This is a genomic window from Saprospiraceae bacterium, from assembly GCA_016719615.1.
In the GTDB taxonomy this organism is placed as follows: Bacteria; Bacteroidota; Bacteroidia; order Chitinophagales; family Saprospiraceae; genus Vicinibacter.
In genome coordinates this window covers 866,011-881,458 of record JADJYQ010000001.1, presented here as the reverse complement: position 1 = coordinate 881,458, position 15,448 = coordinate 866,011, and the positions used below count along the sequence as shown (strand labels likewise).

Below are 15,448 nucleotides of genomic sequence, written 5' to 3'. Positions count from 1 at the left end.
ATTGCATAAATATATATTTTTTGAGAAATGTAAAAACACATTAAACCAAAATGTCTTCATACCATCCAATCTATAATTCAAAAAAATTTGATCCCGAATGGAACACGACTACCTAAACAATTATTAATCATTTTTTTAATTTAACATTTATGAAAAGTATTTTGAGTTTGATGGCGTTTGTCGCCATCCTGATGGCTTCATGTCAACAAGAAAGTTTAGTCGAAACGGGACTTGAAACCGGCACCCTGGAATTGACCGGGAACAATGATGAATCAGGGACAGATGAAGGTTTAAATGCCGACCTGGGTGCAGATCCTTCCACTATGGGAAAGAAAAAACACAGACGCGATTCTTTGTGCAAGCCAATTGCCATTGAAGATCTCCCTGCTTCCATTACTGACTACATTGCTTCCAATTATGCAAACGTCCTGGCAAAACGGGCATGCGAATTGAGAAATGGAAACATCATCGTGCTTATTCAATTGGGTGAAAAAGAATTTAAGATTTTGGAATTTGGTCCCGATGGTACTTTTATTAAAGAACTGGATCCTAAGAAAAAAGGACCTAAAGGCAAACGCAAACATTTAAAACCTGTTGACCCAAACACTTTACCTTCATTGATCACGGAGTATCTGGATGCAAATTATCAGGGCAATGTATTGAAACGCGCCGGCAGCACAAAATCAGGTGAATACATGATTGCCATCGAAGTTAACGGATTGCTCAAAGTTTTACTTTTTGATGCCAATGGAAACTTTGTGAAGGAATTGAAATAACGCGATTCAGAGCCCTAAATAAAAAGAGGATCCCGAAATTGTTTCGGATCCTCTTTTTTTTTCTCAAAAAGAAAGAAGACATTTTAAACTGGTCCGATGCTCCAAAATAATTCTTTATTCCCATGATGGTTGTCAACACATCATTATTTTGGCAGAACGTTAATGTTCATGGTATTTCCAAACTAAATTCTATTTTTGCTAAAGGTTTTATTTAATTCTATGGTGAACTTTATTACGCGATTTATTGTATTGACCTTCATTCTTTTAGCTTTTTACGCCTGTACAGATGAATATATTGGGATTGGCAGAGAAGTTTGTTATGAACAGGAAGTAGCGCCCCTGATCTTGTCATCCTGTACCCGGAGCGGTTGTCATAATAGCGCAGATCGGACGGAAGGCTACGATTTTACATCCTATGAAGAATTGTTGCGCATTGTAGAGCCCGGGAATTATGCCGGAAGCGAATTGTATAAAGTCATTACTTCAGCATTTAACACCATGCCACCCGATCCTTTCCCAAGATTAGGAAAAGAGGAAATTACGACCCTGGCACTGTGGATCGAACAAGGAGCCAAAAAGGATGTACCCTGTAGTGAGATTTTATGCGATACCTTAGACGTGCGGTATTCAACGACCATTTTACCTATTCTCGAACTCTATTGCAATGGTTGCCATGCGGGTAGCCAACCACAGGGAAGCATTAATTACAATAGCTATGCAGGTGTTAAGGAGACTGTAGATAATACCAGTTTATTAGGATCAATTCGTCGGGATAGAGGTTATGTCGCTATGCCCAAAAACGGAAGCAAAATACCCGATTGCAAAATAAGGCAAATTGAAAAATGGATTGCAGAAGGCGCCAAAAATAATTAAATCTTGTCGTCATTGGTTTTTAAAAATGTGCAAGCTTAAACTAACATTCGTTATGATTCTTAAAAAAATAGCTTTTTTATTATGCTCCTTGTGTTTTTACCAGTTGAATGCTCAAGATCTGCTTGATGTACTTGGAACAGAACCTGAACAGACCACTAAAATTACAAATGCTTTTAAATCTCCGAGAGTCATTAGTTCTCATAGCATGGAAATGCTTCCCGCAGGTGCTTTGGATTTTAGAATATTACACCGCTTCGGTCGAGTTGATCAGGGATTTGATGAATTTTTTGGTTTGGATAATGCAACCATGCGAATGAGTTTCGACTATGGAATCAGCAAAAATTTATCTGTCGGAATTGCAAGAAGTACTTTTAAAAAAGAATTGGATGCATTCGTAAAATATAGAATTCTTTGGCAATCAGAAGGTGCAAAAAATATGCCCGTTTCTGTAGTATGGACATCAGGTCTTATTCGGAACGGACAAAAAGAAAATGCTTTACCAGATCCTGAAATAGAAGTAACTGAGGTTAGAAGACTCTCCTATTTTCATCAGTTGATCATCGGAAGAAAATTCAGCGAAAAACTTACGGCCCAAATAAATCCGATCTTGATTCATAGCAATATTGTAGATAATGTTTTGATACCAAATAATATGTATGCATTAGGACTAGGGGCTCGATATAAACTGACCAAACGACTCGCATTGGTGGTAGATTATTATTATCCATTTAATAAATTTCCAAGAGATTTTCGTTCTCATCCACTTTCGGTTGGCGTTGATATTGAAACCGGTGGACATGTATTTCAATTGCATTTTTCAAATTCAACCGGAATGAATGAACGTGCACTAATGGCTGAAGAAAATGGAAATTTATTTTCAGGCGAGGTGCAATTCGGTTTTAATCTTTCCAGAATATTTCAAATTGTAAAAAATAAAATTGACGAGTAAGGTTATCAATAGTAAAAATTTCAAATCAGATTCAATGAAAAAAAATTTCAGCCTTTATTTTTTTATTGCCCTATTTTTCTTTTCACTTTTTAATTCTTCTGTACCTGAACCATCTAATCCACCTACTGCAAACACAGGTGCTCCGGGAGAAACCACTTGCCAGCAAAACAATTGCCACGGTGGAGGAAATTATACAGGCACTGCTGTATTGGTTGGACTTCCGGACACTTTGGAAGCCAATAAAACTTACGAAGTCACTATTTTGAACCAATCTGATTCTGCCATCCGCACAGGTTTCCAATTGACTGCACTCGACGACGGGTTTGCATCTGTTGGCACTCTGGCCGAAATTCCCAATGAACGCGTAAATGTTGCCCGGGACAATGTAACCCGGCGGTTTTATGCCAGGCATTTACAAGCCCGGTTTTTTGATGTGAATGGAGAAGCCCGGTGGAAATTTAATTACACGGCACCAGCCTCTGTTGCTAATGACAGTATCATTTTTTATTTCACTGCATTGTTAGCAAACGGAAACGGAGATCGCATTGGAGATAATGTTATTAAAGTAAGAAAGTCCTATGCATTCAAAATGCCTGTAGCCAATGAAGAACTTGACAAAAACGCTTTCGATTTTAATATTTTCAGCAACGGAAATGAAATCGTATTCCTGGGCACTCATACAGGCAGTGTACATTCCGTTAGCTTAAATGACATCAATGGCAATCTTATTTTACAACAGCATCAGCTGGAAAGAAATGTACTATTGATCGGTAAATTGCCCTCTGGCATTTATCTGGTTCACTTTAAGGTAGCACAATACAAAATCACCAAAAAGATTTATATACATTGATAGCGTGAATGATTTTTGAATCAAACAAAATTTAATAGGGTCCGGATTTGTTGAAGGCAATCGGACCCTTTTTTAAAGTTCATTTTGTTCCGACGCATCGTGGTTGCGGGTTATTAAAAAAAAGGAACAGCTATTTCATCAAGTCTGATACTCTTTAAAAATTCTAACAGAACTATAATATCAAAGTCTTAGTATTCCAATATTTGTCGGATCCTCATTAAGATAGTAGGTACATCGGGCAACATTTCTTTTTCCAGAGTACTGTTGAGTGGAATTGCCGGAAGATTTTTAGCCCCCATACATTGAGGCGGCGCGTCTAAATACTCAAAGCAATGCATGGCAATTCTGCCAGCCAGTGTTTGCGCAAAACTATTTTCTAAAGTCTCTTCCGTTAGTACTAATACCCGATGATGCTTTTGAACAGCTGCATAGATGGCAGATTCATCCAGCGGAACCAAAGTTCTTAAATCGATGATCTCTACCCTGTCTCTCAAATCGACTGATGCATTGAGAGCCCAATGCACACCCATACCATAAGTAATGATGCATATGCTTGAATGTTCTGATGTAGCTTCACATGTCTGAACGATTCGCGATTTCCCAAGTGGCACGATGTAATCTTCATCGGGCATTACACATTTGGCCATATCGGTTCCCGGAACTTTGGACCAATACAATCCTTTATGTTCGAAAACGACCACCGGATTCGGATCGTAATAAGCTGCTTTCATCAAACCTTTCAAGTCTGCGCCATTAGATGGATAAACTACTTTGATTCCTTTAATATTACAAACTACAGATTCCACACTTGAAGAATGATATGGACCGCCACTGCCATAGGCGCCAATTGGTACGCGCAGCACCATACTTACCGGCCATTTCCCGTTTGTGAGATAACAGGAACGTGCAACTTCTGTATACAATTGATTCAGGCCGGGCCAGATATAATCTGCAAACTGTACTTCAACAATGGGTTTTAATCCGACAGCAGACATGCCCACCGTGGAGCCTACGATGAAGGCTTCCTGAATGGGTGTATTAAAAACGCGATGATCTCCAAATTTTTGCGCCAGGGTTGCGGCTTCTCTGAATACCCCACCCAATCTCTTGCCCACATCCTGTCCGTACAATAAACATTCAGGATGTTTGCGCATCAACTCTTCTATGGCAAACAAAGCACAATCGACCATCACCTTTTCTTCTCCGCCTTCAGGATGCCTTACTCCGACCTCTTCTAAAAAATTATTTTCAGCAAAATCGTGTAAATAGAGATCTGATGGCATCGGATCATCTGCACTTTTGGCCTTTTCAAAATCAACTAACACTTGTTCGCGTGACTCCAATTCGAAGCGACTTAAATCATCCTCTGAAAATCCGTTATTTAACATCAGTTCAAAAAATTTCGGATATGGATCTCGTTTCATATGATCGTTCAAATCTTCGCGATACCACTCTTTGCGAACTCCACTGGTGTGATGATTTAATAATGGAACTTTAGCATGAATTAAAAAAGGTTTTCGCTTTTTTCGGATTTTTGAAATTACTTTATTTATAACGCGATAACATTCTAAAAAATCAGTCCCGTCAACGGAATAACATTCGATGCCTGGAAATCCTTTGATAAAATCTGTGACATCTCCTTTTCTGATTTCAGAAGCATGTGCACTAATGTCCCATTCATTATCCTGGACCAGGTACAAAATAGGCAATTGTTTAAGCGAAGCCATGTGAAAAGCTTCGGCAACTTCACCTTCGGTAACCGATGCATCTCCTAATGAACAAACTGCAATGGGCCGAAGCTCTGTGTCACCCTGCATTCCTGATAACTCCAAATATTGTAATCCCATGGCAATTCCGGTAGTAGGGATGGCTTGCATTCCAGTTGCTGAGGATTGGTGTGGAATTTTAGGCTTATCATCGCGCCTCAAACTCGGATGGCTGTAATAGGATCTACCTGCAGAAAACGGATCATCTCGTTTAGCCATAAGTTGCAACATGAGTTCATAAGGCTCCATTCCAATGGCCAATAACATGCTATCATCCCGATAATAGGCCGATAAAAAATCGATGTTTAATAATTGCAAACCTAATGCGATCTGAATCACTTCATGTCCTCTGGAAGTAGCGTGTACGTATTTGCTTACAAACTTGAAGTTCTCCTCATAAACATCTGTCAATGATTTTGCAGTAGCAATCAGGCGGAACGCCTTTTCTAATAATTCCGATGGGAGCGCTTGGTGTTTTTTCTTCGTCATAAAAGAGTATGCTTGCAAAGGTATGAATACTGTTCCCCGTCACCTAAATTTATGCTCCAATTAATTCCATGAATTGATGAAGAAGCTAATCCAACTTTGATTGCAACGCAGCAGCAATAGCCTTTGCAACTTTCTGTCCATCCATAGCTGCGGATAAAATGCCGCCAGCATATCCTGCCCCTTCACCTGCCGGATATAAGCCAGCAAGCTGTGGATGCATCAAATGATCCGGATTCCGCGGAATGGTAATGGGAGCGCTGGTTCTCGATTCTGTTGAAACGAGCACAGCGTCTTTATGTTTGTATTTAGGCAAGCGCTGGCAAAAAATCTCTAATCCTTTTCTCAATCGTTCTGCTAATGCTGAGGGCAAATGCTGATGCAATGCAGAAGGATAAATACCAGGAATATAGGAAGTCTCCGGCAATTCGGCACTTAGTTGTTTTTTTAAAAAATCCCCCAGTCTTTGCGCAGGTGCTTTCTGACCTCCATCACCCAAGTCAAACATCCTTTTTTCAATTTCAGCCTGAAACATCAAACCTTGTAAGGCCCCATGCTTTTCAAAGTGCTTGAAGTCCTTCTCATCTACAGTAGTCACCATCCCACTATTGGCAAAGGGTGAATCGCGGCGCGATAAAGACATCCCGTTTACGACGATCTCACCGGGAGCAGTTGCAGCGGGAATGATAAGCCCTCCCGGACACATGCAAAATGAAAACACTCCTTTTTCTGCAATCTGGCAACTCAAAGCATAACTCGCAGCTGGTAGGTAATCAGGCCTTTTTGCCTGTTTGTATTGAATGGCATCAATCGCAGTTTGAGGGTGCTCAATACGGACCCCTATTGCAAAGGGTTTCAATTGAATTAAAATTCCTTTATTTTGAAATAAATGATAAATATCCCGGGCCGAATGTCCAGTAGCCAAAATGACCCTTTCGGTTTTAAAATCACCGCGATTGGTTTTGAGTTGTACAATCTTTGCTTGCTCTACTTCAAAATCTTCCAGTCTGGTATTGAATAAAATTTCGCCGCCGCATTTTTCAATGGTGTTTCGCATATTTTGCACAATACCCGGTAATTTATTGCTACCGATATGTGGATGTACATCAACCGCGATGTCAGGGTCTGCGCCATGATAAATCAGCAAATCAAGTACTTTACGGATATTACCCCGGTTATCAGAACGCGTATAAAGTTTTCCATCTGAATAGGTACCAGCACCACCTTCGCCAAAACAATAATTGGAATCCGGATTTACAATCCCGTCTTGCTGGATAAATTTCAAATCGCGTCTTCTTTCGCGAACATCTTTACCCCGCTCAATGATGACTGGTTTGATTCCTGCCAAAATCAGTTCCAGTGCTGCAAAATATCCACATGGACCCGAACCTATGATATGAACTAAAGGTTTATCACTTACCTCCTTAAAATCAAACACTGGACTTTCATACAAACAAACGTTCGTTAGTGAAACCTCTGCCTTTAAAACAAAATAAATAAGCTGCCCTCTGGCATCTATGTTTCTACGCGTCACCCGATAATAAAAAACGGTATCGGGTAAAAGATTTAGCGCAGCCGAGATCGCGATGCGATGAACCTGATCATTGTTCCATTCTGAGGCCGGAATTCTGTAGTCAACATATAACATGTTTAACAGATGGCAGATCTGATGCGTAGCAATTTTTCCAGAAGCGGCTCCAACAAGGTCTAATTTCAGCATATTGGCTCCATCTGATTTGGCCAAATGTGGTTGGGGATGGGTCTCAATAAACAAACCATCAACGCCCACTGCAACGGCAGCACGAGCGATGGTTTCGATGAGCTGCGGTTTTCCACCGGTCACTCCGGATGATTGGTTGGGCTGTTGTAGAGAATGGGTACAGTCCATGACGACCGGTACTCCAAATGATTGCATCATTGGGATACCTCTATAATCGACGATGAGATCCTGATAACCAAATGTAGTTCCTCTATCTGTGAGCCTTACGTTTGGATTGCCACTTTGCTTAATTTTATCAACTGCAAACTGCATACCCTCAGGACTCATAAACTGTCCCTTCTTGACATTTACTACCTTTCCTGTTTTGGCAGCAGCCAGCAACAAAGAAGTTTGCCGGCATAAAAATGCAGGGATCTGCAAAACATCTACATATTCAGCTGCAAAACCAGCTTCTTCATCGGTGTGGATATCCGTAGTGACAGGGATTTGAAATGTATTCCCAATTTTTTGTATAATTTCCAATCCGGTTTGATCGCCAATTCCAGTAAACGAATCTAATTTCGAACGATTTGCTTTTCGATAAGAAGCTTTGAAAATGTAGGGCATATCAAAACGCTTGCACAATTCATTGACCTGCCCGGCGATATCATGACAAATTTGCTCTGATTCGACAACACAGGGACCAGCTATCAAAAAAAATTGTTTGTTTAAATTTAGTTGTATTTGATTGAGAATATCCTGTTTCATATTATTTATCCATTTTCAAAACCCATGCACCTGCATTGAAGTGTTTCTTCATTTCATTCAATAATTGTTGGAGGTCTTTTTCTTTACAATCAAATTGAATTCCTACGCGATTAAATTTTCCATAAATACCCCTATACAACTGGTAGTTTAATTTTTCAATTTTCTGAGCCATACGATCCGCATTTGATTTGTTTATAAAGGAACCGACAATGATGATGCAGGCTTTATGTTTGACAAGTTGGCTCAAAGAGTCTATAACTTCAGGAGTGATGTTGGTTTCTTGCGAATCCGGATCAACAACCAGCTGTGAAGAATTTTCTATCTGGGAATTGAGCGAATCATTGGGAGCCATTAAAATTGATTTGAGAACTGCGCTGTCTTCCTGCGTGAGCATATTAGTCGAGTCCATGACCGGTATCATTGATATTGCCTTTGTAGGCTTTTTATCCGGCCAAAAAAGCAATGCTAAAAAAATGATCCATAACAAACCCAAAATGACAAACAATGGATTTAGTGATTTTTTCTTTTTTCGAGCTTCAAAATAAACGGGGGGAGTTGCGATGACAGGATCCGGCTGATAAGCTTTTTGAACTGCTTGTACCGGCAGAGGTTTTGTTCCATAAAATTCCCTGTGAATATTTGAAGTACTCTGTTTGAAGACTAAAACATTTTTCTCCAGGCTTAATGCTCCGAAAGGGATGAATTCAAAATGACCCTGTTGCTCTAATTGAGTATTGGCTGTAAATTGAAGCGCAAGCAATTGTTCGCGTACATCCTCCTTTGCATAGCCGAAATCAGATTCCATGTGATCCAGCATTTCATTTGGGTCTGTATCTTCATCAGGTACTAATTCAATCAATAAATGCCCGGGATAAATTTGACCTTCCAAATGGTTCACATGAGCAGATCGGGATTCTGCTTTAAAGCAGGCAATACCCGGAATCTTAAACCAGAGGTACTGGTTCAAGTGCCACCAAAGCAAGTACAATATATTCGCCCTTTTTGTCAAATTGTTTACTGTATGCGAACACCAAAAATAATCAAAGAAGTTTTAAGGCAGCATGGGTAATTTATTATATATGTACCGCGCTAAGCAGTAATAGGGAGTTAGCTTATTCTGCTTCCTTTTTCTTGCGTTTGATCTTAAACAGGTCGATAATTTCCTTCTCAGTGAGGAATTCAAATTCTACAAATTGAGAACTGACATGTTTTTTGATCTCCTGGTATTCCTTGCTTCTTTTGTCCTTATAGAAAGCTAACAACTTGCGCACATAATCCATGCAAAGTCCTTTAGTCTCCTGATCAAATGCGCTGTTTCCAAACACATTCATGTAATTGTACAGTGTGCGAAGTAATTCAAAAAAATTATGATATTCCGGTTCTGTCAGATTTGTGATGACTTTGGAAAACAGTTGCAATACTGCCAGACGCAAACATTCATTGTTGATCGACATCCCTTCGTACTGACTGTAAAATGCATTGACTACATCCAATGTGTCTTCATGCACAAAACCTTTGTCATGAATGGCCATTAACAAATTGTAAAAGCGAATCAGGTCATCGCCTTCATTGCGATTGAGTAAATTAAAAACTTTGCGATCTACATTGGCCCAAATAAAATTCCACTGCGATAGGAATTTTTGAGAAACTTAAAATACAAATTATTAAACTGCGGGTTCTCATACCTGCATGCATTGAGTGCATTTGCAAGATGTTGGGTTTCAGTAGGATTCAATTCGATAAAATTGGCAATCAAAGCAATCAAATCAATGAACTCTGGTTCTTTGTAAAAACTTTTTTGACCTATGAGTTTATGAATCTCTTCGATATAACTGTCATGACTAGATTTAAATTCAATTCTGCTTTGCAGGAAATGTTTGAGTGCTGTCGACTCCAAATGAAGTTCATTGACTGTTTCCGGAAAATCAGCATGCAGGAAGTTGAAATGTGTAAACTGTTTTTTATAACGGCTTAATAAATTTTTGCGTTCTTCCGCATCCCGAAAACGATCATGAATCATCGATTGAAAATAGGCCTTCACCTTTTTATTTTCAATTTGATCCAATAAATTCGCAATCCAGATATCACTGCTCAAGGCAAAACCCAATTGTACAGTTTGACCAATTCGTTGACGGATCACATCAAAATTGGTGGAGTTTGCAATGGCCAGTAAAAATTGTTTGAATGTTTCCTGCGGGCGGACATATTTAAACTGATGGCTGATCTCTCCCCGCAAGACGCTATAGCCCAGGATTCTAGGCTGGAACAGGCCTTCAAAAAATGGATTTAGCAGGACTTTTTCCAATTCCGGCAATTGCAAAGGATGTTGTTCGGCCACCTCCTGATAAATTTCAGCTACCATGGGTTCATAAACTTCCTGTAGGACTTTATAAAGTTCTACTGTTTCCTCTTCGAGGTAAGCCGCCAGTTCATCTGAGCTCTGTATTAATTCTGCAACGGCCTGGAGACGTTCTTTGTAATCTTGAAGTAGCGCTTGCATAGGTTTTATTTTGTTTGCTAAGAATGACAAAACCTGAATAGAAATACATCCTATCCAGGTTTATAATATTTTATAATTTAGTACATTTATAAAATTATATTTCTATAATTTTATAAAATTCAAAACAAAAAACGGCAAATCGGTTAAGGGTTTCGGTTTTATTCCTCCTCAGTACTAGCTACGTCAGGTGTAGGTGCGGCTGCTTTTGCCTCTCCACTTACTTTTTATGGAAGTCGGCCATTTCCTGTTTGCGAGCTTCCACTTTTTGGGCAATATTGCCTTCTTTTGAATTTACCCATTCCTGATATTGGTGATCTGCTTGTTCCTGAGTGAGAGCGCCTTTTGTTACTCCCCTTTGCAGATGTTTGCGATGTAATACGCCTTTGTATCGAAGGATCGCATTTACAGTATCTGTGGGTTGAGCTCCTTCATTAACCATTCGAAAGCTTTATCGCGATCGATGTCTACAGTAGCTGGCTTCGTAATTGGGTTATAAATACCTAGTTTTTCGATGAATTTTCCATCTCTAGGAGACCTGGCATCGGCAATGACGATGTGGTAAAATGGTGCTTTTTGCGCCCTTTGCGTTGTAATCTGATTTTAACGGCCATTTATTCAGTTTTAATGTTTAGACCTCTATCGACTTACTCTGAAAACAGACTGTGCCGACATTAAGGGCCGCAAAGTTAAGGTAAATTCTAGAATATAGCTTAGAATCTTTCTAAAAAAATCTACAAACTGGATTTGTAGCAAACTATTTGACTATCAGACTAACTGTCTATTTGTCCATTTGTCTATTTGACTATTTGTCTATTTGTCTACCAGACTAGCAGACTTGCAGACTAACAGACTATTTGACTATTTGACTATTTGTCTAACAGACTGTTGGACTAGCAGACAAGCAGACTAACAGACTAACAGACTAACAGACAAGCAGACTATCAGACTTACAGACTAACAGACTTCCTCCCTACCAGACTTCCACAACTTGCAACCCTCCGATCCTTAGCGTCAAAATAATAGCGATAGCTCCAAAATTTTTTAAAAATCAAGCCTCAATCTCAAATTCAACCTTTGGCTGCTGAGATAATTGGGAATTTGATGGAGGCTTCATTTTTAACTTTGAGCAAATTAAAAACTTCGGCACTGATCCAGGCCTGTTTGCAAAATCTAAAAAAGGAATTCGGTTTTTGCATTCGTTTCGATCGGTCCCACAATTGCATCGAAAAACCGATATCCACGCGATGGTAAGCTTTGAGACTTTGATCGTTGCGGTAAACAGTGTTGGCTCCTTTAAGACCATAAGGCAATCCACTGGCCACATTGATCTGGATATGCATTTTAAAATTTTTATTCTGCGGCAAATAGTCCTGAAAAAAAATGCTCAATGCCATGAATTGATCAGTGGGTCTGGGTACATCATTGATATCTTTTCCTTCAGGCTGCTCAAGGCTGCGCTCTTTGTGTTGGATGCCTAACAAACGTTCGTGAGTGCGTAAAAGGACAGATTGACCCAGGATTCTGCGCCCGGTACAAATTCACCGTGAATCCGGTTATCCCATCCGATAGCATAGGCCTTGGCATCATTAGCTCCTGAATAACGGATGCGAACATTCTCAAGATCATAGGATACCACATCCCACAAATCTTTATAATAAACTTCAGAAATCCATTTGAATTTGGATGGACTCAGTTTTCGCATCCAGAATTCCTGTTGCATTCCCAGTACATAGTGCACAGATTTTTGAGCTTTTAATTTGGTATTTAAACTTCCATCAATAGCCCGCATCTCTCTGTAAAATGGAGCCTGGTGATAAAGTCCGGTTGAAATCCAAACATGTATATTGCGTTTGTTGTCGATGGGAATCCATTCCATTTTTAAGTCTAGGATTCATTAAGAATTCCTGATTTAATCCGGAATGATGAAGGCGAATCCCGCCGTTAATTTTTAATACATTTTGATCGTTTATTTTCCATTTTATTTCATCCTGGACCCAACATGCAAATTTGTCATTGACGATTTCATTGGAAGATTTGTAAACATTAAAAATCCTCAATCCGGAATCAGACAGAGGCAGGGCATATCCTGCAGAATCCAGGCGCTCCCATTCATTGATCTTGTCATCCAAATGTTCACGCCGGTACCATGCACCCCATTGCATAAAATGTCCGATTCCGGAGCTGGTTGAAGAAAAATCTATAGCACCTCGCCATTCGTAATGTTGCACTATACTTTCAAGCCGATTACGTGCATACAAATGTTGTGTTCCTACGCCCCATAATTTGACTTCCTTTCCTTCTTCATCATTCTGACCTGCTTCGACTTCGACCAAACGATAGTAGCCCAGGATATCAAATCGCTCAGCTTCATAACCATAATACAGTGCAGCATTCCACTTCATAAAAAATGGATATCGAGATTGATCTGATATAAAATTCAAGCTTAGGCCCGTCATATTTTGTTCAAAATAATCATCTTCAGATCCTTCAAACTCCGTATTCAGGTTTAGAATCTGAAAAAAACTGCCTTTTGCTACCGTTGAAGATTCAGGAATCAATTTAAAGTGACTGCGATTGATGTTTCCAATCCAGGACAACTTCCATTGTCTGCTTAAATCATAATTTACAAAGCCCTGCAAATCCAGAAAATCTGGAGTGTATTCGCCTTTCACATCAAGACTGCTCAATATATACCTGGTTGTTTTATATCTCGCACCAACCAAATAACTCAATTTTCTTGGAGCAGTATTTTTTCCAAATATATTGGAGCTGCCTTCTAAATGAAAGCTCATTCCTAACAAACTTGCAGCAGCACTGGCTTTCAAAGTATCCGGATTTTTATATCGGATGTCCATCACAGACGAAAGTTTATCTCCATATTTCGATTCGAATCCTCCGGAATAAAATTTGAGTTCTTTTACCAGATCGGGATTTGGAAAAGACAAACCTTCCTGTTGTCCATTGCGAATGAGCTGTGGCCTGAAGATTTCAAAATCATTGACAAAAACCAGATTCTCATCATAACTCCCGCCGCGAACGCTGTATTGAGAGGACAGTTCGCCGCCGGCGCTACTGCGCAATCCGAGAGCGATGGATGGTAAGACGCTTTCCAGATTTCCACTCACCGTTGGCAACATCGAAAAAGATTCAACATTTTCCCTAACCCCACTTTCCATATCCTCATTTTCTGCAGTGATCTCAACCTCTGTGTTTACGATCCGAGTCAATAAAATTTCAATTAATTTTCCTGATTGGACTTCCTTCCATTTGATCTTTTTCTCGATGGGTTTGAAGCCAAGTCGGTTCACTTTAATGAGATAATTTTCTTTTGAGGAAGAAACAATTGAAAATTTCCCAAGGCATCCGTTTCTGTAAAAATGGCTGTTTCGGAAATATAAACACTGGCCAGTTCAATCGGACTTCCATCTTGAGCATCGACTACTTTACCGTTTAGGGTAAAAGAAATAATTTGCGAATGCAACTGTGAGATTGCAATAAAAAAAAGTACCAAAGTAATTCTGATGGCTAGCTTGATCGCAGACAAGATTCGTATATAAAGTGAAGTATCAATCAAAATTCAAAAGCATTCACTGTTATGGATTTCAATTTATGGATCACTTCTTTTGGCTTGGCATCGGCAAAAACAGCATTTCCGGCGACCAGTACATCAGCACCGGCGCGGAGTATGGTTTCTGCATTTTGCAAACCAACACCACCATCTACTTCAATCAAAACATCGAGATTTCTGTTGATGATTTCAGCTTTTAAAGTTTTTATTTTATCCAATGTTCGGTAAATAAATTTTTGACCTCCAAATCCGGGATTCACCGACATCATACATACGATATCCACATTTTCAAGGACGTCGTACAATAAATGAACCGGTGTATGTGGATTCAAAGCGACGCCAGCTTTGGCTCCTGTTTCTTTGATTTGCTGAAGAACCCTGTGCAAATGTGGACAGGCCTCTAAATGGACCGTAATATGATCTGCTCCGGCGTTCCGAAAATCGGAGATGTATTTTTCAGGTTCCACGATCATGAGATGCACATCCAAAGGCTTTTGTGCCTTTCTATGCATCGCCGAAAGCACGGGTAGTCCAAAAGAAATATTCGGAACGAAGCGACCATCCATCACATCAATGTGATGCCAATCGGCTTCTGATTCTTCAAGCCAGGCTAACTCGTCTCCAATTTTCAGAAAATCGCAACTCAATAAGGAAGGGGCAATGAGGGCCATGTTTATAGTTTAAGGATTGTTCGATTTCAAAATACAATATTAGAGAAAATAAATTTAAGAGGCTAAAGGAAAAGGCCAAAGGTTAAAGAATGCATTGAATTGAAATTAATATTAACGCTATTACATACTTATTTGAATTTGATTGTAAAAACAATAAATTTCTCGTGTGGTCTTGCTTTTTACCTTTTACCTAAGCCTTTTAACCATACTTACCCTTCCGAAATAACAACCTGATCAAAAGGTATGGGCGCCTGCTGATGAAAACTCAAATAAACATTTGCGGTGACCCAGATATCCTGAGCACAATAGCGCGCAATGCGATCTATATCTTCTTCTTCATAATAGACCCGCCCTACCTGGCTACCATCTATATCTGATTTCGGACTTTCTAAACCGAGACAAGCTGATAATAAATCGAGTGAAATAAAATGTTTGATGTCTCCAAACTTCCACATTTCCATGGTGTCGAGCAGGTGCTTTAATTCCCATGGTTTTCTGACTAGATTCAGCGGTAACTGTTTCTAAATCTATAAACAATATAT

Annotated in this window: 15 protein-coding genes and 1 pseudogene; 4 read left to right on the top strand and 12 right to left on the bottom strand. The window is 39.5% G+C overall.

What is annotated here, in order from left to right:
• The first annotated feature begins 149 nt into the window (after nucleotides 1-149).
• The 4 genes from IPM92_03615 to IPM92_03600 all read left to right on the top strand — a co-directional run bounded on the left by IPM92_03615 (nucleotide 150) and on the right by IPM92_03600 (nucleotide 3,448).
• On the top strand, nucleotides 150-776 hold the full coding sequence (locus IPM92_03615; GenBank protein MBK9107476.1) for a hypothetical protein: 627 nt from the start codon (nucleotides 150-152) through the stop codon (nucleotides 774-776).
• A 219-nt stretch (nucleotides 777-995) separates the two neighbouring features.
• Entirely contained in the window at nucleotides 996-1,649 is a 654-nt protein-coding gene (locus IPM92_03610; GenBank protein MBK9107475.1) for a hypothetical protein, read from the top strand.
• Between the two features lie 52 nt (nucleotides 1,650-1,701).
• Nucleotides 1,702-2,598 carry a hypothetical protein gene (locus tag IPM92_03605; protein ID MBK9107474.1) on the top strand — a complete coding sequence of 299 codons (897 nt, stop codon included), beginning with the start codon at nucleotides 1,702-1,704 and terminating at the stop codon, nucleotides 2,596-2,598.
• A gap of 34 nt (nucleotides 2,599-2,632) precedes the next feature.
• Entirely contained in the window at nucleotides 2,633-3,448 is an 816-nt protein-coding gene (locus IPM92_03600; protein ID MBK9107473.1) for a T9SS type A sorting domain-containing protein, read from the top strand.
• 188 nt (nucleotides 3,449-3,636) lie between these two features.
• Here IPM92_03600 and IPM92_03595 read toward each other — a convergent pair whose 3' ends face one another.
• The 12 genes and pseudogenes from IPM92_03595 to IPM92_03540 form a co-directional block, all read right to left on the bottom strand.
• Nucleotides 3,637-5,703 carry a tungsten formylmethanofuran dehydrogenase gene (locus IPM92_03595; GenBank protein ID MBK9107472.1) on the bottom strand — a complete coding sequence of 689 codons (2,067 nt, stop codon included), beginning with the start codon at nucleotides 5,701-5,703 and terminating at the stop codon, nucleotides 3,637-3,639.
• A gap of 85 nt (nucleotides 5,704-5,788) precedes the next feature.
• Nucleotides 5,789-8,167, bottom strand: coding sequence for a 3-deoxy-8-phosphooctulonate synthase (kdsA, locus tag IPM92_03590; protein MBK9107471.1), 2,379 nt, complete (start codon nucleotides 8,165-8,167; stop codon nucleotides 5,789-5,791).
• A 1-nt stretch (nucleotide 8,168) separates the two neighbouring features.
• Nucleotides 8,169-9,134: a hypothetical protein gene (locus IPM92_03585; protein MBK9107470.1), complete on the bottom strand. Its 966-nt coding sequence runs from the start codon at nucleotides 9,132-9,134 to the stop codon at nucleotides 8,169-8,171.
• A 145-nt stretch (nucleotides 9,135-9,279) separates the two neighbouring features.
• Nucleotides 9,280-9,699, bottom strand: coding sequence for a hypothetical protein (locus tag IPM92_03580; protein MBK9107469.1), 420 nt, complete (start codon nucleotides 9,697-9,699; stop codon nucleotides 9,280-9,282).
• Between the two features lie 68 nt (nucleotides 9,700-9,767).
• The gene (locus IPM92_03575; protein ID MBK9107468.1) at nucleotides 9,768-10,667 is read right to left on the bottom strand and encodes a hypothetical protein; all 900 of its coding nucleotides are present in this window, start codon (nucleotides 10,665-10,667) and stop codon (nucleotides 9,768-9,770) included.
• 217 nt (nucleotides 10,668-10,884) lie between these two features.
• A pseudogene (gene rpsP, locus IPM92_03570) lies at nucleotides 10,885-11,278 on the bottom strand (30S ribosomal protein S16).
• A gap of 456 nt (nucleotides 11,279-11,734) precedes the next feature.
• Nucleotides 11,735-12,148, bottom strand: a complete 414-nt coding sequence (locus IPM92_03565) for a hypothetical protein (GenBank protein MBK9107467.1) — start codon at nucleotides 12,146-12,148, stop codon at nucleotides 11,735-11,737.
• Nucleotides 12,142-12,456, bottom strand: coding sequence for a hypothetical protein (locus tag IPM92_03560; GenBank protein MBK9107466.1), 315 nt, complete (start codon nucleotides 12,454-12,456; stop codon nucleotides 12,142-12,144). The genes IPM92_03565 and IPM92_03560 overlap by 7 nt, the downstream gene beginning before the upstream one ends.
• Nucleotides 12,443-13,975, bottom strand: a complete 1,533-nt coding sequence (locus tag IPM92_03555) for a TonB-dependent receptor plug domain-containing protein (GenBank protein ID MBK9107465.1) — start codon at nucleotides 13,973-13,975, stop codon at nucleotides 12,443-12,445. The genes IPM92_03560 and IPM92_03555 overlap by 14 nt, the downstream gene beginning before the upstream one ends.
• Nucleotides 13,972-14,214 carry a carboxypeptidase-like regulatory domain-containing protein gene (locus IPM92_03550; GenBank protein MBK9107464.1) on the bottom strand — a complete coding sequence of 81 codons (243 nt, stop codon included), beginning with the start codon at nucleotides 14,212-14,214 and terminating at the stop codon, nucleotides 13,972-13,974. Before IPM92_03550 ends, IPM92_03555 begins: the two co-directional genes overlap by 4 nt.
• A gap of 23 nt (nucleotides 14,215-14,237) precedes the next feature.
• Nucleotides 14,238-14,906: a ribulose-phosphate 3-epimerase gene (locus IPM92_03545; GenBank protein ID MBK9107463.1), complete on the bottom strand. Its 669-nt coding sequence runs from the start codon at nucleotides 14,904-14,906 to the stop codon at nucleotides 14,238-14,240.
• A gap of 209 nt (nucleotides 14,907-15,115) precedes the next feature.
• Entirely contained in the window at nucleotides 15,116-15,367 is a 252-nt protein-coding gene (locus IPM92_03540; protein ID MBK9107462.1) for a hypothetical protein, read from the bottom strand.
• Between the last annotated feature and the right edge of the window lie 81 nt (nucleotides 15,368-15,448).